General features: G+C 69.0%; 11 protein-coding genes and 1 CRISPR repeat array. Of the genes, 3 read left to right on the plus strand and 8 right to left on the minus strand.

Translation table 11 applies throughout. The features are described 5' to 3' along the window. Position 1: 1 nt before the first annotated feature. Positions 2-1,469: a CRISPR direct-repeat array (repeat unit 28 nt; unit sequence CTTCTAAACCGCCTGCGCGGCGGCGAAC). A gap of 97 nt (positions 1,470-1,566) precedes the next feature. From cas1f to ACE3N6_RS13980, 5 genes are read right to left on the minus strand one after another with little or no spacing between them, the layout of a single operon-like run. After that, entirely contained in the window at positions 1,567-2,520 is a 954-nt protein-coding gene (gene cas1f, locus ACE3N6_RS13960; RefSeq protein WP_374246386.1) for a type I-F CRISPR-associated endonuclease Cas1f, read from the minus strand. After that, positions 2,517-3,053, minus strand: coding sequence for a type I-F CRISPR-associated endoribonuclease Cas6/Csy4 (locus tag ACE3N6_RS13965; RefSeq protein WP_374246396.1), 537 nt, complete (start codon positions 3,051-3,053; stop codon positions 2,517-2,519). The genes cas1f and ACE3N6_RS13965 overlap by 4 nt, the downstream gene beginning before the upstream one ends. Further along, positions 3,053-4,144: a type I-F CRISPR-associated protein Csy3 gene (csy3, locus tag ACE3N6_RS13970; protein WP_374246387.1), complete on the minus strand. Its 1,092-nt coding sequence runs from the start codon at positions 4,142-4,144 to the stop codon at positions 3,053-3,055. Before csy3 ends, ACE3N6_RS13965 begins: the two co-directional genes overlap by 1 nt. A 13-nt stretch (positions 4,145-4,157) precedes the next feature. Beyond that, positions 4,158-5,000 (minus strand): type I-F CRISPR-associated protein Csy2, encoded by an 843-nt coding sequence (locus tag ACE3N6_RS13975; protein ID WP_374246388.1) that lies wholly within the window; start codon positions 4,998-5,000, stop codon positions 4,158-4,160. Then, complete coding sequence (locus ACE3N6_RS13980; protein WP_374246389.1) at positions 4,997-5,386, minus strand: hypothetical protein; 390 nt, start codon at positions 5,384-5,386, stop codon at positions 4,997-4,999. The genes ACE3N6_RS13975 and ACE3N6_RS13980 overlap by 4 nt, the downstream gene beginning before the upstream one ends. Positions 5,387-6,328: 942 nt before the next feature. Here ACE3N6_RS13980 and cas3f point away from each other — a divergent pair. Next, positions 6,329-9,349, plus strand: coding sequence for a type I-F CRISPR-associated helicase Cas3f (gene cas3f, locus ACE3N6_RS13985; RefSeq protein ID WP_374246390.1), 3,021 nt, complete (start codon positions 6,329-6,331; stop codon positions 9,347-9,349). A gap of 27 nt (positions 9,350-9,376) precedes the next feature. Here cas3f and ACE3N6_RS13990 read toward each other — a convergent pair whose 3' ends face one another. Both ACE3N6_RS13990 and ACE3N6_RS13995 read right to left on the minus strand, forming a co-directional pair. Next, positions 9,377-10,012 (minus strand): 3'-5' exonuclease, encoded by a 636-nt coding sequence (locus ACE3N6_RS13990; RefSeq protein WP_374246391.1) that lies wholly within the window; start codon positions 10,010-10,012, stop codon positions 9,377-9,379. Between the two features lie 2 nt (positions 10,013-10,014). Continuing rightward, entirely contained in the window at positions 10,015-11,925 is a 1,911-nt protein-coding gene (locus ACE3N6_RS13995; RefSeq protein ID WP_374246392.1) for a DUF294 nucleotidyltransferase-like domain-containing protein, read from the minus strand. A 160-nt stretch (positions 11,926-12,085) separates the two neighbouring features. Here ACE3N6_RS13995 and ACE3N6_RS14000 point away from each other — a divergent pair, with 160 nt between their 5' ends. Continuing rightward, positions 12,086-12,763, plus strand: coding sequence for an alpha/beta hydrolase (locus ACE3N6_RS14000; protein WP_374246393.1), 678 nt, complete (start codon positions 12,086-12,088; stop codon positions 12,761-12,763). Positions 12,764-12,767: 4 nt separating this feature from the next. On the opposite strand, the gene ACE3N6_RS14005 is transcribed toward ACE3N6_RS14000, so the two are convergent. Then, positions 12,768-13,217: a MaoC family dehydratase gene (locus ACE3N6_RS14005; protein ID WP_374246394.1), complete on the minus strand. Its 450-nt coding sequence runs from the start codon at positions 13,215-13,217 to the stop codon at positions 12,768-12,770. 188 nt (positions 13,218-13,405) lie between these two features. On the opposite strand from ACE3N6_RS14005, the gene ACE3N6_RS14010 reads away from it, so the two are divergent. Continuing rightward, positions 13,406-25,268, plus strand: an 11,863-nt coding sequence (locus ACE3N6_RS14010; RefSeq protein WP_374246395.1) for a hypothetical protein, incomplete at its 3' end; no start/stop codon positions are given.

Raw genomic sequence — 25,268 nt, forward strand, 5'->3', positions numbered from 1 at the left:
TCTTCTCAACCGCCCGCGCGGCGGCGAACACGGGCGCTCACCCTCGGCACTTCGCAGTCTCCTTCTAAACCGCCTGCGCGGCGGCGAACGGGGCAGTGCAGACGTTTGCATTTGCCGGGTCCTTCTAAACCGCCTGCGCGGCGGCGAACGGCGTCGGTTCGACCCCCGCATACCGCAACAACTTCTAAACCGCCTGCGCGGCGGCGAACCGTACCGTCCGGCGGTCATACACGCGGTCGATCTTCTAAACCGCCTGCGCGGCGGCGAACAACGCCATCATCGTCGCCCGCATTGCCGATCTCTTCTAAACCGCCTGCGCGGCGGCGAACGTCAAGAAAACCATGGCGCTGATCGCCGACCACTTCTAAACCGCCTGCGCGGCGGCGAACAGCCGGGGGTTGAAGATGGGCATGTTTAAACACTTCTAAACCGCCTGCGCGGCGGCGAACCATCGTCGGATGCTCCGTTCGCACCTGGCAGCCTTCTAAACCGCCTGCGCGGCGGCGAACCCGCCGCTCGACATCGCGCGCTCGATGGCTGTCTTCTAAACCGCCTGCGCGGCGGCGAACGCCCTGCGCGACCCCGATAAACCCCTCGACGTCTTCTAAACCGCCTGCGCGGCGGCGAACGCAAACGGATGATTTATGACTATGACCATCGACTTCTAAACCGCCTGCGCGGCGGCGAACTGGAGCACCGAGGACGTTTTTTCCCACCTGTTCTTCTAAACCGCCTGCGCGGCGGCGAACACCCTGGGCGACATTGCCGCGTTTTACACCGACTTCTAAACCGCCTGCGCGGCGGCGAACGATACGCCCAGCGGTGGCGCCGCGCTTTTCCTCTTCTAAACCGCCTGCGCGGCGGCGAACGCGTACGTGGCGGGCGAAAGCGAGCCAAACGCCTTCTAAACCGCCTGCGCGGCGGCGAACAGCGAGCCAAACGCCCCGCGCACGGCCACCGACTTCTAAACCGCCTGCGCGGCGGCGAACGTCAGCATCTCGCGCGACAAGAATTTTCCTTTCTTCTAAACCGCCTGCGCGGCGGCGAACCGCGAGGTGTCGGAGAAGTGGGGTAAGGACGTCTTCTAAACCGCCTGCGCGGCGGCGAACGTTACCAGCGACGGAAAAATCTGCAACTTGCACTTCTAAACCGCCTGCGCGGCGGCGAACGCCTTCATGCCCACGTCCGACCCTGACGACAACTTCTAAACCGCCTGCGCGGCGGCGAACACGTACATCCGGGAGAAATCGAAGGTGGAGAACTTCTAAACCGCCTGCGCGGCGGCGAACCCGAAGAACTTCCAGTTCTCGCCCGCCGTCTTCTTCTAAACCGCCTGCGCGGCGGCGAACGGTTGGAGTCGGGCGCCGCGGTGAATTCCATTCTTCTAAACCGCCTGCGCGGCGGCGAACCGCCCGGCGCCGTCCCAACGGCGGTTGGAGTCCTTCTAAACCGCCTGCGCGGCGGCGAACTGGCTTTGGGGGGCGAGGAAGGTTTGTGAATCAGTGGGTTGGGGTGGATTTCGGTGTTTCGGCTTCGGTTTTTTGATGATTGTCGATCTCCTTGTTTTCAAATGGGTTTCTCCGCCAGGGATTTGACGAAGGTGAACAGCAGGTCGAGGGCTTCGGCGTCTTGCAGGGTTTCGATGAGGCGGGCGCGGAAGGTGTTGTCCTTGATGCGCGGGTCGGCGCCGCATTCGAAGGCGAGGGGCATGACGTAGGCGTCCTTGATGAGGTCGGCCACGTCGAAGACGAGGGCGCCGCGGCGGGTCTTGCCGTGGAGGAGGGGGAAGGCGTAGCCGATGCCCAGGCCGTTGAGGGCGACTGCGGCGAGGCCGTAGGCGATGTAGTTGCCGTGGTCGAGGAAGCTGTTGACCCGGTCTTCGCGGCTTTCCCGGGCGCCGGCCCCTTCGTTGCGGGTGAACTGCAGGCCGTAGCCGGACGAGAGGCCGGCATACAGGGCGCGGGCCCATTCGGCTTCGGCGAGGAGCAGGGCTTGGACGTCGGCAGCGGTTTCGCTGCGGGCCTTGAGGCGGTCGGCGGCGCCGGGCGGGAGGGCGATGTGGCGTTGCAGCAGGTCGGGGGTGCGCTGCCAGACGCGGGCGGTGAGGTCGATGCGTTCGGCGATGAGGGCCTTGGCGAGTTGCAGCCGCCGGGTGTCGTCGCTCCAGTGGCGCACCCAGCCCTGCATGTATTCGGTGGGGCGGTATTCGCTTTGCGGGGCGAGGAACACCGGCTCGGCGGCGGCGAAGAGGGGTGAGCCGCCGCTGCCGCAGAAGCCGATGAGCACGTTGGATTCGGCCAGCCGGCGGACGGCGGCGTCGGTGATGGAGGTGCCCTTGCCGAGCAGCAGGAGGGCGGTGTTGCGTTCGGGCAGGTTGAAGTATTGCTCGATGTCTTCGCCGGTTTCGGTGAGCCAGACGATGCGCTCGTCTTTCTGGAGCACGCGGGCGTGCTCCAGGTAGAAGATGTTGGCGCGCTTGGAGAGGAGGATCTGCCGTGGCTTGGCGCGGGGCTTGTTCATGGCAGCGCGGGCAGGCCGAAGGGGCGGGTGGCGGTGGCGAGGCCGTAGGCGTCGGGGCTGGCCTCGCCGCCGGTGTCTGCCGGGCGGGCTTCGACGTAGAGCCGCCAGGTGTGCCCGTTGCTCTCGCTGCGCAGCGGAAAGTAGGGCAGGCGGGCGTCGTCGGCGCTCTGGATGCGGCGCAGGCGCAGGCTGCCGTCGGGCTTGCGTTCGGCCTTGCGGGCGGGGATGCGGTAGCGGCGGAAGCTCGTCCAGGGGCCGGCGAAGTCGTCGGGGACGGTGCGGGGGTAGCTGTAGCGGGCGTGTGCGGCGACGGTGGGGTGGGCTTCGGTGCCGCTGACCAGGGTGTCGAGGGCGTCGCGGCTTTCGGCAAAGATGCGCAGGCGCGGAAAGGCGCGGGGGTAGTCGGGCAGCGCCAGGGCGTATTGCCCCGGCTGCTGGCGAAAGGCGCCGTGGAGCACGCGCAGCACGGCCGCCGCGGCGAGCGGCGAGGCGTGCCGCTCGAGGGTGAGATCCACAAAGCAGCGGGGGTGCATCACTCCTTGCCTCCCGAGAAGACGCCGCCGCGGATGAGGCTGGCGATCATGAACATGCCGTCGGGCGAGGCGGGGTCGAGGGTGTTGAGGCGGCGGGCGAATTCGAAGGCGGAGGTTTTCTTGTCGCGGAAGAATTCCTGGGCTTCGAGGCTGGCGCCGTTGGGTTCGACGGGCAGCGGCCGGCCGTGTTCGGCATAGGCGGGATACCAGGTGTCGATGGTGCGCAGGGCGTTGCCGATCTTCTGGTCGCGCAGGGCGGCGTGGCCCATGGTGCGGGTGCTGGCGAAGTCCATGCCGCTGCTGCGGGCGCTGCGATCCGGGGTGCCGAGGCAGTAGAGCGGGCGGGCGAAGCCGCGGGGCTTGTCTTCGACGTAGTTTTGCGAGGGGAAGACTTCGATGGCGCCGGCGATGCCGAAGTCCACGTGGGCTTCGATGCGCAGGCCGCTGTGGTCGCCACCGCGCAGGCCGTCGGCCAGCACGCTGGCAACGCGGCGTTCATCGTCGGCGATGGCGTCGAAGTGGTTGAGCGGGGTGGCGAGGGCGTCGAAGCTGGCGAGGGCTTCGGCGCGGCCGTCGGCGTCGACCCGGGCCACATCGACGCGCACGTGACGGGCGATGGTGCGGTTGCGCCACAGCCAGCGGCCGTTGGCGATGTTGCGGGCGAAGCGGGCGGCGACTTCGTCGAGGCCGGCGGATGCCTTGGCGCGCTCGACGAAGCTGCGCACGCTTTCGCGGTAGTTGCGCACGTCGTCGTCCTTGTCGGTGCTGGATGGGGCGCAGGCGAAGAGCACGTTCTCCAGATCGAGGCAGCGCAGGCCGAAGCGGACAGCGAGGGCCTGGGCGTGCTCGTCGAGCTTGGCGGTGTCGGTGGTCTGGATGTTGGAGACTTCGGCGCGCTTGGCGGCGGCGGCGGTGGATTTTTCGGCATCGCCGCTCTTGTTGACGTTCTGGGTGCCGCGGATGCCGTGGCGCACGACCATCACCGGGCTCTGGCCGTCGGCGAGCACGTTGAAGAAGGGGGCGTCGGTGATGACGAGGCCGCGCTGGAAGGAGAGGACGCCGGGGAGCTTCTTGAATTCGGGTGCGTTCATGGTGCGGGTTCCTTTACGAGGTTTGGGTTTGACGGACGACGAAGACGTCGTCCTGCAGCCAGGTGTGTTCCCAGAAGGGGATGGGGCGGGGGCCGTAGTCGCGGCGGGAGATGTATTGCACGAGCCCGAGCAGGGGTTCGCTGTAGGCGTGGAGCGGGTGTTCGCCGTCGTCGTCGGGGCGCGCGCCGGTCATGCGGACGCCCTCGCGCCGGGCGAAGGGGGTGATGGCGGCGTAGCCCAGCACGGTGGCGGCGAGCCAGGACGTGGGCAGGGTGGGGCTGTCTTCCGGCTCGGCCTTGCTGCGTGTGGCACGGCTGCCGATGGCGGCGACGAGGGCGTCCACCGGGTGATCGTGGGCGGCCATCAGGTCGCTGCGTTCGATGAGCCAGAAGCCGTTGCGAAGCGTGAGGGCGTCGAGGTCGTCCTGCATTTCGATGGCGCCCACCTCGTCCACGCTGCCGCCGGCGATCCGGGCGCTGTGCAGGAAGCGCTCGACCTTCTGCCGATTGACCGGGCCGTCGACCTCGATGAGCAGGGAGATGACGAGGTGGCAGGAGGCGGTGGGCTGCAGCGAGAGCGCGTGGAGGTTCTTGGAGGAGTAGTCCTTGGCGTCGATGAAGGTGGCGCCGCGCCGCTGCTGAGGATGGAAGTCGTAGAAACCGTCGCTGCCGAACTCGCCCAGGAGCTGGCCGTCGTGGTGGAGGATGGCGACGCGGCGCGGGCGGCAGCCGGTCTTGAGCCCGAGGTTGTGCACGAAGAGCACGATGGCCATGACGGGGGCGGCGTTGATGGCGTAGTTGCCGGCGAGGGCGTTGGCGGCGCGGACGCGGAGCCGGGAGAGGTGCAGATAGCTCATCGGGCGGCGTCCTCGGCGATGGCCTGGAGTTGGTAAAGATCCTGCTGGTCGAAATGAAAGTCGCCGTGTTCGTCGCCAAAGCGGAAGTCGGCGATCAGGCGGGCCAGCCGGGCGGCGAAGGCGCGGGGCCAGTCGCGGTCGCGCAGATCGGGATCGACGAGGCCGCGAGCGATGGGGTCGGCGTTGACCGAGACCAGCGGCGAGCCGCCGTTGGGCAGCACGTCCATGTGCTCGAGCAGGCGTTGGCGGGCGCGCTCGCCCTGGGCGAGCACGGCGTCGACGATCTGGCGGACGTGGGCGGATTCTTCGTCGCGGGTGTGCATGTCGGTGGGGATGAGCCCGCCATTGCGGGCACGAGCGGCGCGGCACCAGTCGCGGAAGCCCATCAGCAGCGGGCGCGGCAGGCGGATCGGGATGCCCTGGAAGTGCTGGGCGAGGGCGGCCTTGACCTGTCGGTTTTCGGTGGGGGGGAAGAAGACCAGGGGACGTGATAAGTAGAAGGCTAGCGATCCAACGTTAACTGGCCTACTTCCACCGAGTTTCAGGACTGCGTAGTTAATGCGTTGGTGCTTATCGCCATTCTCCTCGACGCGACCTGTCTCGGATTCATTGTGTTTTCTGATCGCTCTATGGATGGCTAGACTGATGCCGCCGGCGCTTGTCGGCGTTGTTGCAACATAGCTACCGTCTGAGCGTGGAAGCAGCAGTTGACGAGCACGCATGGAAACCCGGTGAGTACCAATTTCGCCGCCAGTACCTGCAATTCGGCCCAGTTGGGCAAGGATTTCGCGCAACTCGCTCTCTGGGGCTTTGGAGATTCCATCTCTTACCGCTTTGATCTGACGAACTGCTTGAGGTGCAGGGGGGACATTTGCAGGGTAGTCAAAGTCAAGTGCCTCGCCTGTGGCGAGAAGGGTTCGCGCTGAGAGATAGGGCAGCTTGAGTGCTTGGTCCGCACCGATCCGAACGCCGCAGGCTGGGATGTTCGAGTTGGTCGTTTTTTGAGAGACGGTGACCAGTTTTTGGCAAACTTCGGAATAGACAGTAGGCGGGAGGGAAACCCAGGGTGGGGCGTCGGGTATCGCTTTGGGAGGTCGAGCCATGCAATGCTCCTCGGGTAAGGCAGAATGATGGCAGGAGCGTATTCCTCTATTTGAAAAACGTCAACATTCCTCTTTCGGTCTTACTAGGATAAAAAATCCCGCGAGTGCGGTTTTCGGTGTTCCGCCTGCTCGGCGGCGAATTGAGTTGCTCCTTGCGGACCTACTACTTCTAAACCACCTGCCTCGGTGGCCGCGGCAGGTTATCACGGACGAGGCCGATCCCGAATGCACATCACCCTGATTTCCGCCTGTGAGCGCCGGGCGGTCAAACGCAGCCGTGCGGTGCTGGACAGCTACGCCATCCGGACCGGCGAGCGGTCGTGGGCCACGCCGATCACCCTGGAAGGCTTGCGCGAGCTGCGCGCCCTGCTCAAGACCTCCGCAACCCGCCAGACGGCGGTGGCCTGCTACCGCAACGAGGGGCGCGAGCGGATGCGCCTGCTGTGGGTGGTGGGCGCGCGGGATGCCTTTGGCCCGGACGGGCACTTTCCCGCCGGGACGATGCGCCGCAAGCGCCGGCCGCCGCCGTGGTTGCCGGTGGTGAGCCTGCTGGCCCAGGCGGCAGGGCTGGCGCACGACCTGGGCAAGGCGGGCAGCTTCTTTGCCGACAAGCTGGCGCGGGCCGTGGCGGCGCCTTCGGCGAAGCCGGAGCCAGACCCGGTGCGTCACGAGTGGCTGTCGATGCGGGTGCTGCAATTACGGCGGCGCGGGAAGGATTGGCCCGGTGCGTGGTCTGCACTGACCCGCCCGCGACCGCTGGAGGAGATGGATGGACTGGAGGATCGGGGGCTGCGCGGCCCGGTCGATGCCCTCGACTACCTTGTCGCGACCCATCACCGGCTGTTCGGCCCGCGGGAGACGCCATCGTCCACGCCAACCTGCGACCGGCATGTGCACGATGCGGGGCAGGCCCGGCAGCTGGCGCTGGCGGGCGAGTTGCCGGCGGAAATCCTGAGCGAACTGGATCGCGTGCTGGCCCGCCTGAACCGCCGCGCGGGCGAGCGTCCGCCGGCCTTCTGGCGCGGGGCGGCGGTGCTGGCGCGGGCCGCGTTGATCCTGGCCGATCACGAGGTTTCGTCCCGCCCGGTAGCGCCCGGCGTGAAGGGCTGTGGCCTTTTCGCCAACACCAAGAACGGGGCGTTCGACCAGCCTTTGTGCTGGCACCTGCAGACCGTGAGCCGCCGGGCTGCAGACTTTGCCTGGCGCATCGCCGGCTTGCGTCTGCCGGGTCTGGCGACCGAGACGGTGGAGCACATCCTCTCGCCTGCCGACGAGCGTGGCCGCTTCGCGTGGCAGAACCGTGCGGTGGCGGCGGTGAGCGCCTTCCGTGCCCGCAGCGAGGCGCCGCTGCTGATCTTCAATGTGGCGGCAACGGGGGCGGGCAAGACCATCGCGAACGCCAAGCTGGCCTGCGTGGCATCGCCCCGGCCGCGCTTTGCGATTGCGCTGAACCTGCGCACGCTCACGCTCCAGACGGGCGATGCGCTGCGGCTGTCGCTGGGCCTGGGGGCGGATGAGATGGCCACGGTGATCGGCGACCGGGTGGCGGCGCGCCTGCATGCCGCGTCCCGCGAGCAGGGGGCTTATGCCGGCACGTTCGAAACCGACGGCCCGGCCACCGAATACGACGCCTCGGGTGGCGCGGTGCTGCTGCCCGGTTGGATGAAGGTGCTGACCGACGCGCGTCCGGCGCTGGCTCCGGTGATCGGGGCGCCGGTGCTGGTTTCCACCATCGACTACCTCATCAACGCGGGGGAACCGGGGCGGCAGGCCCATCACGTGGGGGCGCTGCTGCGTCTTGCCGACAGCGATCTGGTGCTGGACGAGGTGGATGCGTACGCACCCGAAGCCCTGGTGGCGGTGCTGAGGCTCATCCAGACCGCGGGGCTGATGGGGCGCAACGTGGTCTGCTCGTCGGCGACGCTGCCGGTGCCGGTGGCCGAGGCGGTGAGCCGCGCCTTTGGTAGCGGTGTGGCCATGCGCGGCGCGCTCGAAGGTGGCGAGGGCAAGTTCGGCGTCGTCGCGGTGGATGACCGGGGGCCGGCTTCGGTCTTCGAGGGGGGCGAGGATTTTGCGGAGCGTTTCCAGGTGCACCTGGATGCCTTGATGAAGCTGCCGGCCAAGGCGGTGCGGCGTGCGTTCATTCAGCCTGTCGGGGCGCGTAGCCAGGAAGGGTTCGAGTCGGCGGTGGTGGATGCGGTGCGCCAGTTGCACGTGACCCACCGCTGGGGTGCGGGTAGCGGGCGGACCTTGTCCTTCGGCCTGGTGCGGGTGGCCAACATCCGCACGGCGATTGCGACGGCCCGGGCGCTTGCGCTGGCTTTGCCGCAGGCCCGGGTGGCCTGCTATCACGCGCGGGATTTCCGTATCCATCGGCACCTGAAGGAGCAGCGGCTGGATTTTCTGCTCAACCGAAAGCGGGGCGACCGGCATATCGTTGCCGACGCCGAGATTGCCGATCTTCTTGCCGCGTCGCCGGATGGCGACGTGCCCTTCATCGTGGTGGCGACGCCGGTGGAGGAGATCGGCCGCGACCACGATTTCGATTGGGCGGTGATCGAGCCTTCGAGCGCGCACTCCATCGTGCAGGCCGCGGGGCGGGTGAATCGGCACCGGCTGCTGCCGGCCTCGCAGCCCAACGTTGCGATCCTGCGCTACAACGCACGTTGGGCGATGGGGCGCGAGGGCGATGCGGTGTTCCTGCGTCCCGGCCTTGAATCCCGGCAGGCCGGGCAGTGGCGGTATCGCAGCGCCGATCTGCAGGTGCTCTTGCAGGGTGCCGACCTGGACCGGCTGGATGTTCGGCTGCGGCTAGGCGGGTGCCCGATGGCGGTGGACGAGGACCGGATGGTTGCCGGTCGTCTTGCCGATCCGCTGAGGACCCTGCGCGGCGAAGACGCCAACCCTTCCGGCTGGATGACGCAGGGGTTCTACGACGGCTATCGTCTGCGCGACGGTGCCCCTCAGCGCGTGTGGCGCGCCGTGCCGGAAGAGGGCGCGTGGGGCTTCCAGATGGACGATGAGGCGCTGGGGGTGGGCCTCAAGTTCAATCTTGCCGGCGTTGTGGCGCGTGCGCCCAACGATTGGCTGTGCTGGGATCTCGACGAGCTGGCCGACGCGTGCAGATACCTTGAGGTGGAGACGACGGGCGAGGCCGGCGCTTCGCGGGGGCTGGAGTTCCAGTGCCCCGCCTGGGGGGAGGGGGTGCCAGCCTGGGATCGGTCGTTCGGGTTCTTTGTGCCTTAGGTGCCTTCGCGGGGGCCTGCCTGGTGCCTAACTCCCCCGCAGCCACTTGCGGCTGCTCTGGGTTTCGAGCAGATCCCGCGGGGTGGCGAGGCCCTGGAGGCCGGCGCCGGCCAGGGCGACCTGGTGGAGCTGGGCGACGGCGTAGGCTTCGAGGAGGGCGCTGCGTTGGTCCAGCCGGTCGATGCCGAAGGCGGCGAGCCAGACGTCCATCCGGGCCAGGCCGGCGGTGCGCTCGGGGTAGAGGCTGGGCATCAGCACCATCAGGTCGATCCAGTCGAGTTCGGGCACGCTGCCCAGGTGTTGTTCCAGCGCGCGTTCGACGATGCCCTGGTTGAAGGGGGCGTTGAACACCACCACCGGGGCGCGGGCGATGAATTTGAGCAGGGCGACGAGGGCTTCGGCCGGGTTGTTGCCAAGCTGGGCGTAGAAGGCGTCGGCGGGGCGCAGCAGGCCCTGGTTGATCGCCACGGCGCCGATGGCGGTGAGCTGCTTGCCGCTGCTGCCGTCGGCGCCGGCCTCGGCGTTGACGATGACGTAGCGGGTTTCGTAGTGGGCGCGGGTCAGCTCGGGGGCGGGCAGGGCGGCCACCGCGTCGAGTTCGCCCTGCAGGGCGGGGCTGACGGCCGGGCCGCCGCCGGGCAGGAATCGGGAGAGCCAGTTCATGGTCAGATTTGGTAGTCCAGCTTGAGACGGAGTTGAATCTTGCGGGCCTGGCGGAAGGCTTCCTTGAGGATGCGGCGGTCAAGCTCGTTGAGGTCGTCGGGCTTGACGCGGTTGTCGCCCGGGGCGCCGTGGTCGGTGTCGAGGTGCTGGTGGCGCAGGCGCAGGAGCTGGATGAAGTGGAAGCCGTCGGCCATCGCGGAGAGTTCTTCGGCGGGCATGCCGATGCGGCCGCCGCCCTGGCGCAGGCGCTGGGCGGTGCTGGTGGCCTCGACGCCGGTGCGCAGCGCGAGCACCCGGGCGGCATCCACGAAGAGGCGGGCGCCGAACTTCTTGAGGTCGATGGTGCCGGGGTGCTTGGGGTCGTCGTCGGTGACGAAATCGCGGATCTTGCCGAGCGGCGGCGACACATCCAGCGCGTTGGTGGCCATGGCCTTGAGGAAGGCCGGGTTGCCGCCGGTCATGGAGAGCAGCCAGTGGCGCAGCCGGTGGGCGACCTTCTCGTCGCCGTAGAGCACCCGGAAGTCGAAGAAGATGGTGGCGTTGAGGAGGGCTTCGGGGTGGGGCTCGCGGATCCACTGGCCGAACTTCTCGCGCCACTCGTCGAAGGTGAGGCACAGCTCGGGGTTGCTGGCCATGATGTTGCCCTTGCACAGCGGGAAGCCGCAGGCAGCGAGGTCGTTGTTCACGTCCTTGGCGAACTCGAGCAGGCGCAGCTTGAGGGGTTCCTTGTCGGCCCACTCGGGCAGCACGTAGATGATCCCGTTATCCTGGTCGGTGGAGAGGGTCTGCTCGTGGCGGCCTTCGGAGCCGAAGGCGAGCCAGGCGTATTCGATGCCGTGCAGGTCGTGGCGGTCGAGGTTGAGTTCGAGGATGCGGCGGGTGAGGGCGTCGTTGAGGGCCGAGATGAACTGGGTGAGCTGCTCGGCGCCGATGCCCTGGGCCAGCAGGTTGAGGGCCAGCTGGCGGATGTCGCGGCTGGCGCGCTGGAGGGCCTGCACGTCGGCGGCGCTCTCGATGCCGGAGCGGATCTGGCGCAGGCCGATGCGCTGCAGGGCAAAGAGATCGCGCTCGGAGATCACGCCCTTGAGCTTGTCTTCGGTATCCACCACCAGGATGTGGCGCACCCCGTGGGTGGCCATCTCCAGCGCGGCGTCGTAGGCGCTGGCGTTGGCGTGGAGGGTGTGGGGCGGGGTGGTCATCACGTCGGCGATGGGCCGGGCGAGATCGAAGCCGGTGAGCACGATGCGCTTGAGGATGTCGCTCTGGGTGAGCACGCCGACGGGCTTCTCGTCGTCGCCGGCCACCGCCAGGCAGCCGACGCCGGCCGCGGCCATCTTCTCGAGGGCGCCGCGGGTGGCCACGTCGGGCCCCACGAAGATCGGCGCCTTCTTGACCAGATTGGCCAGGGAGGTGGTCATCGTCTGCTGTTCGGCGGCGCGCTGGGAGAAGTGGGCCTGGAGCTGCTCCCGCGACTGGCTCATCAGGCTGGCGATGTAGCGGGTGCAGAAGATCTGGAAGCTGGGGGAGAGCTCCTGCAGGCGCAGGAAATCGGCGGCCGGGAGCTGGAAGCAGTAGCTGTCTTCCACCGCGATGTAGCTGTTGGTGGAGGGCCGCCCGGCGGAGATGGCGCCGATGGGGAAGCCCTCGCCGGGGCCCAGGGTGAGGGTGGCGTATTCGGTGACGGCGACGCCGCCCACCTGCCGCGCCTGCACCTTACCCCGGTGCACGATGTAGAAGAAGCGCGGCGGGCCGTCTTCGGGCATCAGGATTTCGGACTCCGCCGGGTAGAAGGCGGTGGCCAGCCGCTCACCGAGGAAGCGCAGGGCTTCCGCCTCCATCCGGTCGAAGGGCGCGTGGCGGCGCAGGAACTCCAGGTTGGTTCGGATCAGGGTGTCGGCGGCGGTGTTTTCCATAAACTCAGGCGCAGCGTTGAATAAAGCCCATAAATCTACTCCGCCCGTGCCCGAGCGTCATGATCTGGCGCAAAAAAACCTTTTCTCTGCTAGGCCGGGCGCCGCCGGGTGTGACTTCTGCCGCAGTTAGAATCGCGGACCGACTTCTTGAGGAACCACCATGAGCGCCACCCTTCTGCCCGCCGTCGAGATCGCCACCGCCCCCCAGCCCACCCACGCCGTCATCTGGCTGCACGGCCTGGGGGCCGACGGACACGACTTCGAGCCGGTGGTGGACGAGTTCGACCTGGACCGCCTGCCGCCCACGCGCTTCGTCTTCCCCCACGCGCCCCAGCGGGCGGTGACGATCAACGGCGGCTACGTGATGCGGGCGTGGTACGACATCCTGTCGCAGGATTTCAACGGCCGGCGCGAGGACGCGGCGGGCGTGATCGAATCGGCCGCGCAGGTGGAGGCGCTGATCGCCCGCGAGAACGCCCGCGGGATTCCCGACCGCCGCATCGTGCTGGCGGGCTTCTCGCAGGGCGGGGCGATCGCGCTGCACACCGCGCTGCGCCACCCCGGCCGGCTGGCCGGCGTGCTGGCGCTGTCCACCTATCTGCCGCTGGCCGACACCCTGGAGGCCGAGGCCAGCACGGCCAACCGCGACGTGCCGATCTTCATGGCCCACGGCAGCCACGACCCGGTGATTCCCCACGACTTCGCGCGGCGTTCGGCCGACCAGCTGGCCGCCGCCGGCTACCCGCTGGCCTGGAAGCGCTACCGCATGGAGCACAGCCTGTGCCTGGAGGAAGTGCGCGACATCGAGGACTGGCTGGCCACCGTGCTGGCGGCCTGAGGGCCTACGCCGGGCGGCGCTTGAGCAGGTTGTTGCCGATGAACGACAGCACGGTTTCGCCGCGCTGGTTGACCGCGGTGTAGCGCAGGCGGGCGACGCCCCGGTCGGGCTTGGAGGCCGACGGGCGCACGTCGAGCACCTCGACCACGCTGTGCAGGGTGTCGCCGGGGCGCACCGGGGCCAGCCAGCGCAGCTCGTCCAGCCCCGGCGAGCCGATGCTCGACTGGGCGAACACGCCGCTCTGGATGAACAGCCGGAAGCACACCGCGATGGTGTGGAAGCCGCTGGCGATCAGCCCGCCGTAGGGCGAATCGGCCGCGGCGTTGGCGTCCAGGTGGAAGGACTGGGGGTCGAACTGGAAGGCGAAGTCGACGATGGCGGCTTCGGTGAAGGTGAAGCCGCCGCTCACGAAGCGGTCGCCGGCGGTGAGGTCGTCGAGGAAGCGGGTGTCCATGCGTGATTCCTTTTGGGTTAGGCGGATTGGGTTAGGTGTTGTCAGATTTTTTTACAAAACCCGGTTAAATTTTTACCTGATGTTTGATTTTATTGACAATTCTTAACGGGCATTGAAGTTGCAGAGGTTTCCCCAGAATGAGCCCGCCTTAAAGGAATGCAGGCTCCGACAACTCGAGGGGAACAACCATGGCAGCGATCTACGGTGAAGAACGCGTTAACTACTTCACGAATGACTACCAATACAACCCCCAGGCCGCTGGCCTTTCCGGGGGCGGTTATGTATTGACATGGGTCTCCCGTGGGCAGGATGGCGCTGTCGACGGAATTTACGCCCAGCGGTTCAATGCTGCCGGTAGCGCCGTCGGCCCCGAGTTTCGTGTCAACACCCAGGCGGTCGGCTCGCAGGTGAACCCGGCGATCGTCGGCCTGTCGGACGGTGGATTCGTCGTCACCTGGACCGACCAGAACGGCGACGGCAACAGCCACGGCATCTTCGGCCAGCGCTTCGACGCTGTCGGCGAGCCGGCCGGCGCTCAGTTCCTCGTCAACACCTACACCAGCTACGATCAGGACCAGTCTGCCGTGGCGGCCTACGCCGGCGGTTTCGTGGTCGCCTGGTCCTCCCGCTACCAGGACGGCAGCGGCACCGGGATCTACGCCCAGCGCTACGCCAACGACGGCGCGCCCCAGGGCGGCGAGTTCCTGGTGAACGCGATGCTCTCCGGCGACCAGTACGAGCCGTCGGTGGCGACCTTCGCCGACGGCGGCTTCGTCGTCGCGTGGCGCTCGGACGGCCAGGATGGCAGCGGTGCCGGCGTATACGCCCAGCGTTTCGACGCCAGCGGCGGCCGGGTCGGGGCGGAGTTCCAGGTCAATTCCGCCACCGTCTCCAACCAGTACGACCCCCACGTGAGCGTCCTAGCCGGCGGTGGCTTCGTGGTGGTGTGGAGCGACGACGGCAGCCGCGACGGGTCGGGCATCGGCATCTACGCCCAGCGCTTCGACGCCAGCGGGGCGAAGGTGGGCGGCGAGTTCCTCGTCAATGAAAGCACCTACGGCAGCCAGTACCAGCCGGCGGTGGCCGCGCTGGAGAACGGCGGCTTCGTGGTGACCTGGTACAACGACAACGTCGGCGCCGCCGGCGGCTCCTATTCCGATGTCTACATGCGCGAGTACCAGGCCGACGGCACGCCGGTTGCGCCCGAGCTGCGGGTGAACAGCCCGAGCACGTCCTATGCCCAGTTCGAGCCAGCGGTTGCCCACATCGGCAGCGACAACTTCGTGGTGGTGTGGCGCTCGGATAGCCAGGACGGCTCCCTGTCCGGCGTGTATCAGCAGTTGTTCGGCACGGCCTCGGAGCTGGTCCGCTCGCCGGCCCCCAGCCTGGGCGATTTCGGCGGCAGCGTCACTTTCGAGGAGAACCTCGTCAACGCCCAGCCCCAGGTGCTGGATGTGGCGGTGAGCTTCACCGCGCCGGCCGGTGCCAGCTTCGACGGCGGTGCGGTCTCGGTCTTCTACCTGAGCGGCGGCAGCGCCGACGATCAGTTGTCGGTGCGCAACCAGGGCAGCGGAATCGGCCAGATCGGCGTCGCCGGTAATCTGGTGAGCTTCGGCGGCGCGGTCATCGGCACCCTGAGCGGCGGTGCGGATGGCACCGGCCTGCGGGTGGCCCTCAACGCGGCGGCCAGCGCCGATGCCATCGAGGCGCTCATCCAGAACGTCGCCTACGGCAACAGCGGCTACAACCCGGCCGCGGTGCGGCAGATCGGCGTGCGGGTCGAGGATGGCGGCGGTGCGTCCGCCGCGGGCGGCGTCCTCACCGTGAACGTCACCCCGCAGCTCGACGGCACGCCGGCGGCGTACGGGGAGGAGCAGGTCAACACCTACACGGCCGGGCAGCAGGTCTCGCCGGCGGTGGGTCGTCTGGCCGACGGGGGCTACGTGATCGTCTGGTCCAGCGACAGCCAGGACGGCTCGAGCTGGGGCGTGTTCGCCCAGCGCTACAGCGCCGCGGGCGAAGCGGTGGGCCCGGAGATCCGGGTCAACACCGTCGGCGGCGGCGAGCAAAGCTACCCGCAAGTGGCGGGCCTGTCCGACGGCGGCTTCGTCGTCACCTGGCAAGACAGCAACAGCAACGAAGGCAGCGGCTGGGGCTGGGGCGTGTTCGGCCAGCGCTACGGCGCCGACGGCAGCCCGGCGGGCGGGCAGATCACCCTCAACGCCACCACGAGCGGCAACCAGTACCACGGCACCCTCGCCAGCTACACCGGCGGCTACGCCCTGGTCTGGAGCGGCGAATACGTGGCCGGCGGCGACAGCTACGACATCTACCTCACCCGCTTCGACAACGCCGGCAACGTGGTCGGCACGCCCGAACAACGGGTCAGCACCGCCGCCGGCAGCGGCGCCGGCCAGGCCGGCTACCAGGAAGCCCCGCGGATCGCCGCCCACGGCAACGGCGACCTGCTGGTGGTTTGGCAAGACAACAACGGCAACGACGGCAGCGGCTGGGGCGTGTTCGGCCGCCTGTACCGCGCCGACACCGGCAGCTTCGGCGACACCTTCCGGGTCAACAGCTACACCTCCGGCACCCAGATCGGCCCCGACGTCGCCCCCCTCGCCGACGGCGGCTACGTCGTCGTCTGGCGCGACGACAACGGCCGCGACGGCTCCGGCTACGCCACCTACGCCCAGCGCTACGACGCCGCTGGCGTGGCGGTGGGCGGCGAGATCCTCGTCAACGAGAACGTCTCCGGCAGCCAATATCAGGCCCGGGTCAGCGGCCTGAGCACCGGCGGCTTCGCGGTGGCCTTCTACAACGACAGCGGCGCCGCGTGGGGCGACGTGTACCTGCGCGAATTCGACGCCGGCGGCACCCCCGTGGACGGCGACCGGCTCGTCAACCGCAACCTCGCCCACCACTACCAATCGGAACCGGCGCTGGCCGACCTGGGCAACGGCAACTTCGTGGTCGTGTGGCGCTCGGACCAGGACCAGGACGGCTCGGGAGCCGGCGTGTTCCAGCAACTGTTCGGCAGCACCGCCGAACTGGCCCGTCAGGCCAGCCCCGACCTGTCGGACTTCACCGGCGCGGTGAGCTTTGCCGAAAACGCCGTGAACGCCGGCCTGCAAGTGATCGACGCCGCGGTGAGCCTGACCGACAGCGACTCGGCCAACTTCAACGGCGGTCGCCTGGACCTGTACTTCACCAGCGGCGCGGGCCCGCAAGACCGGCTTGGCGTGGTAGCCGAAGGCCCCATCGGCATCGCGGGCGCCACCGTGAGCTACGGCGGCGTAGCCATCGGCACGCTGAGCGGCGGGGCCAACGGCAGCAACCTGCGGATCGACTTCACCAGCGACGCGGCCACGCCCGAAGCGGTCGAAGCGCTGATCCAGCACCTGGGCTACGCCAACAGCGGCTCCAGCCCGGCGGCCAGCCGCACGCTGGGCCTGCGGGTGTCGGACGGCGACGGCGGCAGCAGCGAACCCAACCAGCTCACCGTGAACGTCACCCCGCAGCTCGACGGCACGCCGGCGGCGTACGGGGAGGAGCAGGTCAACACCTACAGCTACAGCGAGCAGGCCACGCCGGCCATTGGCACGCTGGCCGACGGCGGCTACGTGATCGCGTGGCAGTCGTATTCCCAGGACGGCAGCGGCTGGGGCATCTACGCCCAGCGCTTCAATGCCGCCGGCGAGGCGGTGGGCGCCGAGTTCCACGTGAGCTCGCCGGTGCTCGGGGGGGACGAGAGCTACCCGCAGGTGGCGGGCCTGTCGGACGGCGGCTACGTGATCGTCTGGCAGGACAGCAGCAGCACCGAGAGCGGCGGCTGGGGCTGGGGCGTGTTCGCCCAGCGCTTCAACGCCGACGGCACGGCGGACGGCACCGCCACGGTGGTCAACACCACCACCCCGGGCACCCAGCACCAGGGCGCGGTGGCAGCCTACACCGACGGCTACGCGGTGGTCTGGGCGGGCGACAGCTACTACGTGTCCGGCGGCAGCTACCTCGACATCTACCTCACCCGCTTCGATAACGCCGGCAACCCGGTGGGCACGCCGGAAACGCGGGTCAGCGTCGAAGCCCTCGGCACCGCCGGTCAGGCCGGCGATCAGGTGGTTCCGCGCATTGCGGCCCGCGCCAACGGCGATCTGGCGATCGTGTGGCAGGACAACAACGGCAACGACGGCAACGGCACCGGGGTCTTCGGCCGGCTCTACCACGCCGCGACCGACAGCTTCGGCGACACCTTCCGGGTGAATGCCGTCACCGCCGGCGGGCAGGATCGTCCGGACGTTGCCTATCTCGAAGGCGGCGGCTTTGTGGTGGTCTGGCAGGACGCTTCCAACCGCGACAGCTCCGGCTACGCCACCTTTGCCCAGCGTTTCGACGCCAGCGGGATGGCGCTGGGGGGTGAGATCCAGGTCAACCAGAACACCTATGGCAGCCAGTACCAACCCAAGGTGAGCGCGCTGGCCGGTGGCGGCTTCGCGGTGGCCTTCTACAACGACAGCGGCGCCGCGTGGGGCGACGTGTACCTGCGCGAATTCGACGCCGCCGGCAACGCGGTGGACGGCGACCGGCTGGTCAGCGGCGGCGGCTATCGTTACCAGCACGAGCCGGCCATCGCCACCCTGAACTCCGGCAACCTGGTGGTGGCCTGGCGCGCCGATCAGGATCAGGACGGCTCCGGCTCGGGCGTCTTCCAGCAGCTCTACGGCGATGTGGCGACGATGCCCCGGGTGGGTAACCCGGTGCTGGGCGATCTGGCCGGCCGGATCGCAATCAGCCCCGCCGAGGCCAGCACCTCGCGGATCATCGACAACGACCTGTCCGTCACCAACGTGGGCGGCAGCTTTGACGGCGGCAGCCTGTGGGTTTACCTCACCGCCGGCTTCGATGGCAACGACGTGCTCGCCGTGCGCAACGGCGGCATGGGGACGGACCAGATCGGCGTGGCGCTCGACGGCGTGTACTACGGCGGCGTGCAGATCGGCACCGTGGCCGGCGGCACGGCAGGCGCGCCGCTGGTGGTCTCGCTGAACGCCGCGGCCACGCCGGCGGCAGTGCAGGCCCTGGCCGAGAACATCGCCTACGCCTACGCCGCGGGTACGCCGCCGGTGTCCCAGCGCTCGGTGGCTTTCCGTCTGTTCGACGGCGCCGGCATGGCGTCGGCGCCGGCCCAGGTCACCGTTGCCATCGAGGCCAGCCCGCCGGCGCCGGTGCTGGGCCTGACCGACGTGGCTGCGGCGGTCACCTTCGGGGAGGCCGAAGCCCGCGCCGGGGTTCGCATCGACGAGGCGCTGGCCGTGACTCAGGGCGCCGCCGGCTTCGACGGTGGCAGCCTGACCGCCAGCTTCACCGCCAACGGCCGCAGTACCGATCAGCTGGCCCTGGTCAGCGACGGCGACGGGATCGGTCGGGTGAATGTGGTCGGTAGCGCCGTGCGCTACGAGGGTGTCCAGGTGGGCACCGTGAGCGGTGGCGTCGATGGCGCGCCGCTGGTGGTGAGCTTCAATGCGGCCTCCACCGCCCAGGCGGTGGAGGCCATCGCCGAACACCTGAGCTACCGCACTGCCACCGCCGGCCCGCTGCCCGCCCGCGCCGTCGGGCTGGTGCTGCAGGACGGCAGCGGCGCCACGTCGGTCCAGAACGTGGTCGTCAACGTCACCCCGGCCGCCGATGGCGCCGTGGCGCTGTTCGATGCCCAGCAGGTGAACACCTACGCCGCCGGCGACCAGAACGTGCCCGCCGTGGCAACCCTGGCCGACGGCAGCTACGTGGTGGTGTGGCAGTCCGCCGGGCAGGACGGAAACGGGTGGGGCGTCTACGGCCAGCACTTCACCGCCGCTGGCGTGCCCACCGGCGTCGAGTTCAGGCTCAGCGACTACGTCTGGAACGCCCAGCAGAACGTCTCGATAGCCGCGCTTTCGGGCGGCGGCTACGTGGTCGGCTGGCGCAGCGAGGCGCAGGACGGCTCGTCGGGCGGCGTGTTCGCCCGGGTGTTCAGCGCCACCGACGTGCCCGTAGGCGACGAGATCCGGGTGAGCGCCGCGACCACCTACGATCAGACCCACGCCAACGTGATCGGCCTGGCCGATGGCGGCTTCGTGGTTGCCTTTGCCGACCAGTACCGGGACGGCAGCGGCTACGGCGTTTACGCCCAGCGCTACGACGCCGGCGGTACGCCGGTGGGCGGCAACATGGCCATCAACAGCTATGTGCCGAGCGAGCAGTACATGCCGGCCATGGCTGCGCTGAAGGACGACCCCGCCACGGGCGGCACCGACGAGGCCGGGCTGGTGGTGGTGTGGAACTCCTACGGGCAGGATGGCAGCGGCTGGGGCATCTTCGGCCAGCGCTACGACATGGCCGGCAACCCGGTGGGGGTCGAGTTCCAGGTCAATACCGCGATCTCCGGCAACCAGTACAACCCGGCGGTGGCCACCCTGTCGAACGGCGAGTTCGTGGTGGTGTGGTCCACCGATGCCGACTACTCGGTGCGCGGCCAGCGCTACACCGCGGGCGGCGTGGCGGTGGGGGCCGAGTTCGTGGTTTCCACCCCCGATCTGCCGTCCAACCAGGAGCAGTGGCCCCACGTCACGGCCCTCAACAACGGCGGCTTCGTCGTCACCTGGGATAGCTACGCCGGGCTGCTCAACAACTACATCGACGTGTGGGGCCAGCAGTTCGACGCGGCCGCCAACAAGGTGGATGGCCCGATCCGCTTCGGGCAGGTCACCGGCGACGCCCAGTTCCACGCGGTCGTCGCGCCGCTGGCCGGCGGCAATTTTGCCGCGGTGTGGGCGTCCTACGCCCAGGACGCCAACGGCACCGGTGGCTACGGGGTGTTCCAGCAGCTTTACGGCACGCCGGGCAGCATCGTCCGCCAGGCCGATCCGCAGCTCATCGATCTGGAGCGCTCGGTCACCTTTGCCGAGAACGACGTGAACGCCACGCCCCAGCTGATCGACCCGGGCCTGCGGGTGGTGGATGCCGATTCCGCCAACTTCGCCGGCGGCCGGCTGATGGTCGGGGTGCTGGCCAGCGCCAACGGCAGCGCGGCCTACAACGCCGAAGGCGCCAGTCAGGACGCCTTCACGATCCTCCACGAAGGCAACGGCGCCGGTCAGGTCGGCGTCAGCGGCAACGCCGTCGGTGCCACCGTCAGCTTCGGCGGCGTGGCGGTCGGCACCATCGCCAGCGACGGTCAGGGCGCCAACCGGCTGGTGGTGGTGTTCAACGCCAACGCTACCGCCGCCATCGTCGAGCGGGTGGCCGAGCGGCTCGCCTACAGTAACAGCAGCTCCTCGCCGGTGGGCCGCACGGTGGAGGTGGTGGTGAGCGACGGCGACGGCGGCCAGAGCGCCGCCCAGACCATCGCCATCGACATCGCTCCCCAAACCGACGGCGCGGTGGCCCTGCTGCCGGGCGACACCCACGTCAACACCTACACCGCCGGCACCCAGATCTTCCCGACGGCGATCCACCTGAGCGGGCCGAACGCCGGCGAGTACCTGATCTTCTGGCAGTCCAACGGCCAGGATTCCGACGGCTACGGGGTGTACGGCCAGCGCTTCACCAACAGCGGCGCGGCCGTCGGTGCCGAGTTCCAGGTTTCCACCACCACCCCGGGCAACCAGTACGGCGGCTCGGGCGTGCGCGCCGCGGCGCTGGCCGACGGCGGCTACGTGGTGACCTGGGAATCGGACGACGGCTGGGGCCGCGGGGTGTTCGCCCAGCGCTATGACGCGAGCGGCAACCCGGCCGGCGTCGAGTGGCGGGTCAACCCCACCACCCCCTACGAGGAGCTTCAGCCCTCGGTGGTCGGTCTGGCCGGCGGCGGCTTTGTGATCGCCTACGCCGAAGACGGCAGCGCCGACGGCAACAGCTATGGCACGGTCTTCCAGCGCTACGACGCGAGCGGCGCCGCGGTGGGCGAGCGGGTGCTCATCAACGCCGGCCCGGCGGGCAGCGGCAGCGCCTTCACCGACAACAACCAGTCCTTCCCGCAGCTGGCCGCGCTGGCCAGCGGTGGCTTCGTGGCGGTATGGCATTCCTACGCCCAGGACGGGGCCGGCTGGGGCGTGTACGCCCGGGTGTTCGACGCCGGCGGCGCGGCGGTGACCGACGGCTTCCTGGTCAACGCCTCCACGCTGGGTAACGAGGCGAGGCCCGATGTGGCGACCCTCGGTAACGGCGATTTCGTGGTGGTGTGGACCACCGACAACGACCCCGACAGCGATCTCGGCGGGGTGTTCATGCAGCGCTACACCGCCGCCGGCGTGCCGGTGGGCGAGCAGGTGATGGTGAATGACGGGACCACGCCCTCCAACGGCGACACCTACCCCCACGTCACCGCCCTCGATACCGGCGGCTACGTGGTGGCCTGGGAGTCGGACGACGGCTGGGGCCGCGGCTACTTCATCCAGCAGTACGACGCCACCGGCCACCGGGTGGATGGGCCCCAGCGGGCGTCTCAGTACGCCACCTCCGATCAGGTCTATGGCGACGTGACCGGCCTCACCGGCGGGCGCTTCGTCATCGCCTGGTCGTCGAGCAACCAGGAGGTGGACTGGGGCGTCTATCAGAACATCTACGGCCCGGCCGGCTCGATCGCCCTGCAGGCGGCGCCGCAGGTCTCCGACGTGGCGCCCTCGGTCACTTATCTCGAGAACACCGTCAATGCCGCGCCGCAGCTGATCGACGCCGCGGTCGGCGTGTTCGACGGCGACTCCGCCGACTTTGCCGGCGGGCGGCTGGTGGTGAGCGTCATCAGCGGCTTCTCCAGCCTCAACCAGGACATCGGCGACTATCGCCCGGATCAGGACAACTTCTCGATCCTCAGCGAAGGCAGCGGCGCGGGGCAGGTCAATGTGATGGGCAGCGAGGTGCGGGTCGGCACCGCCGCCATCGGCACCATCGTCTCCGACGGCCAGGCCGGGCGCGATCTCATCGTGCAGTTCAACGCCAGCGCCACCCAGCCCCTGGTCGAGCAGGTGCTGGAGCGCCTGGCCTACCGCAACCCGTCCACCGATCCGGTGGCCGCGCGGCAGGTCAGCATCACCCTGTCGGATGGCGACGGCGGCACCAGCACGCCCACCGTGGTCACGATCAACGTCACCGCCCAGGCCGACGGCGCCCTGCCGCTGGCCAGCCCCGAGCCGGTGAACACCTACACCGCCAGCGAGCAGCTGGCCCCTGCCGCCGCGGCGCTGGCCGACGGCGGCTACGTGGTGGTGTGGCAGTCCAACGGTCAGGACGGCTGGGACTACGGCATCTACGGCCAGCGCTACGACGCCGTCGGCACGCCGGTGGGCAACGAGTTCCGGGTCAGCACCGCCACCCCCTACAGCCAGAGCGAGCCCGCGGTGGCGGCCCTCGCTGACGGCGGCTGGGTGGTGAGCTACACCGACCAGACCCGCGACGGCAGCGGCAGCTCGGTGTGGGTGCAGCGCTTCGCCGCCGACGGCAGCATGGCCGGCAGCGAGTTCCGGGCCAACAGCAGCACCGCCGGCAGCCAGTACCAGCCGGCGGTGAGCGCCGTGGGCAGCGGCTTCGTCGTCGCCTGGTATTCGGACGGCGAGCGCAACGGCGAGTACTACGACCTCTTCCTCCAGCGCTACGACGCGGCCGGTACGCCGCTGGGCACCGAAACCCGGATCAACACCCCGATCCCCGGCAACCCCTACGTCGCCCAGTACGAGCCCGCCATCGCCGGGCTGGCCAGCGGCAACTTCGTGGCCACCTGGCGCGGCGAAGGCCAGGACGGCAGCAACTCCGGCATCTACGCCCAGCTGTTCGACGGGGTGACCGGCGCGGCCATCGGCACCGAGTTCCGCCTCAACCAATACACCACCGACTACCAGTACCTGCCGAGCATCGCGGCGGTGGGCAGCGGCTTTGTCGCCACCTGGATCTCCCGCGGTCAGGATGGCAGCTACGACGGCATCTACGCCCGTCGCTACGACGGCGCCGGCAACGCCCTGGGCGACGAGTTCCGGGTCAACGAAGCCAGCTACTACGAGCAGCGCAGCCCCAGCGTGGCGGCGACCGGCGACGGCGGCTTCGTGATCGCGTGGCGCGACTTCGCCAACGACGACGTGTGGGCGCAGAAATTCGACAGCGCCGGCAGCCGCGTGGACGGCGCGCTGCAGATCAGCACCGCCAGCACCTCCAGCGACGAATCGCCGGCGGTGGTCGGGCTGGCCGGCAACGCCTTCGCGGTGGCCTGGCAGGCCCAGTCGGACGGTAGCGGCAACGGCATCTTCCAGCGCATCGTCGGCGAGCCGGCGGCCTTCGCCCACAGCGCCGCGCCGCAGATCGTCGATCTGGCCGCCTCGGTCACCTTCCAGGAGAACGCCCTCAACGGCGCGCCCCAGGTCATCGACCCGGGCATCGGCCTGCTCGACCCGGATTCCGCCAACTTCAACGGCGGCCGTCTCGACGTGAGCTTCATCACCACCTATGGCAACCAGAACCAGTTCTCCATCCCCGGCATCCAGGCCCAGGATCAGCTTGGCATCCTCAACGAAGGCATGGGCGTCGGCCAGATCGGCGTCGTCGGCGACACGGTGTACTTCGGCGGCACCGCCTTCGGCACGGTGATCGGCCACGGGGTGAACGGCGCCTCGCTGATCGTCACCTTCAACGCCAACGCCACCGCCGAGGCCGTCGAGCACCTCATCGAAGGCCTCACCTACCAGAACTTCCTGTCCAACCCCGAACCCAGCCGCACGGTGTCGGTGCGCCTGTCGGACGGCAGCGGCGGCGTCACCGCGCCCCAGTCGATCACCCTCAACATCGCCCCCAACCCGGACGGCGCCGTGATGTACGGCCAGGAGCAGGTGGTCAGCCGCTTTGCCGCCACCGGCAACCAGGGCGGCGAGCAGGGCGAGGCGGCCATCGCCTATCTGGCCGACGGCGGCTACGCGGTGGCCTACACCGACTGGAGCGGCGCCGACGGCAGCGGCTACGCCGTGTTCGCCCGTCGCTACGACGCCAACGACAACCCGCTGGGCGACCCCTTCCAGGTCAATCTCACCACCGCCTCCAACCAGGACGAGCCCCGCGTGGTGAGCCTCGCGGGCGGCGGCTTCGCCGTGGTGTGGACGTCCACCGGCAACCCCTCCGACCCCTCCGGCGAGGGCGTGTTCATGCGCCGCTACCTGGCAGACGGTAGCGCCGCGCCGGGCGGCGAGGTGCAGGTCAACACCTCGGTGTGGAGCAACCAGTACATGCCGGCGGTCAGCCAGAGCGCCGACGGCGGCTTCATCGTCGCCTGGTACTCCGACGGCGAGCGCGACGGCGACTACTACGACGTGTTCTTCCAGCGCTTCGACGCCACCGGCACGCCGCTGGGCAGCGAGACCCGGGCCAACCTGCCGGTCTCCGGCGATTCGTACTCCGCCCAGTTCGAGCCCTCCATCGCCCTGCTCAATGGGGCGGACGGCGACTTCGTCGTCAGCTGGACCGACAGCGTCGCCGACGGCAGCGGCTACGGCGTGTTCGCCCAGCGCTTCAACGCCGACGGCAGCGCCGACGGCAGCCGCATCCAGCTCAACACCTACATCGACAGCCACCAGCACCAGTCGTCCGTCGCGGCCCTGGCGGGTGGCGGCTTCGTCGCGGTGTGGACGTCCTACGGCCAGGACACCTGGGGTTACGGCGTGTATGGCCAGCGCTTCGATGCCGCGGGCAGCCCGCTGGGCAGCGAGTTCCGGGTGAACTACAACGTCGCCTCCAATCAGCACCGGGCCAGCGTCGCCGGGCTGGCCAACGGCGGCTTCGTGGTGAGCTGGGACGACGACAGCAGCGTGTGGCTGCAGCAGTACGACTCGGGCGGCCGCCCGATCGACAGCCAGGTGGCGATCAACGACATCAGCACGGAGACCACCCCCGACATCGTGGCCACCGACGACGGTGGCTTCCTGGTGGCCTACCAGGGCTGGCGCGACACCGCCCACGGCGGCAACAACACCACCGAGGTGCTGGTCCAGCGCTTCAGCAACACCGCGCCGGACGTGAGCGACGTATCGGTGAGCGGCT

The organism is Zoogloea sp., from assembly GCF_041904905.1.
Classification (GTDB): domain Bacteria; phylum Pseudomonadota; class Gammaproteobacteria; order Burkholderiales; family Rhodocyclaceae; genus Zoogloea.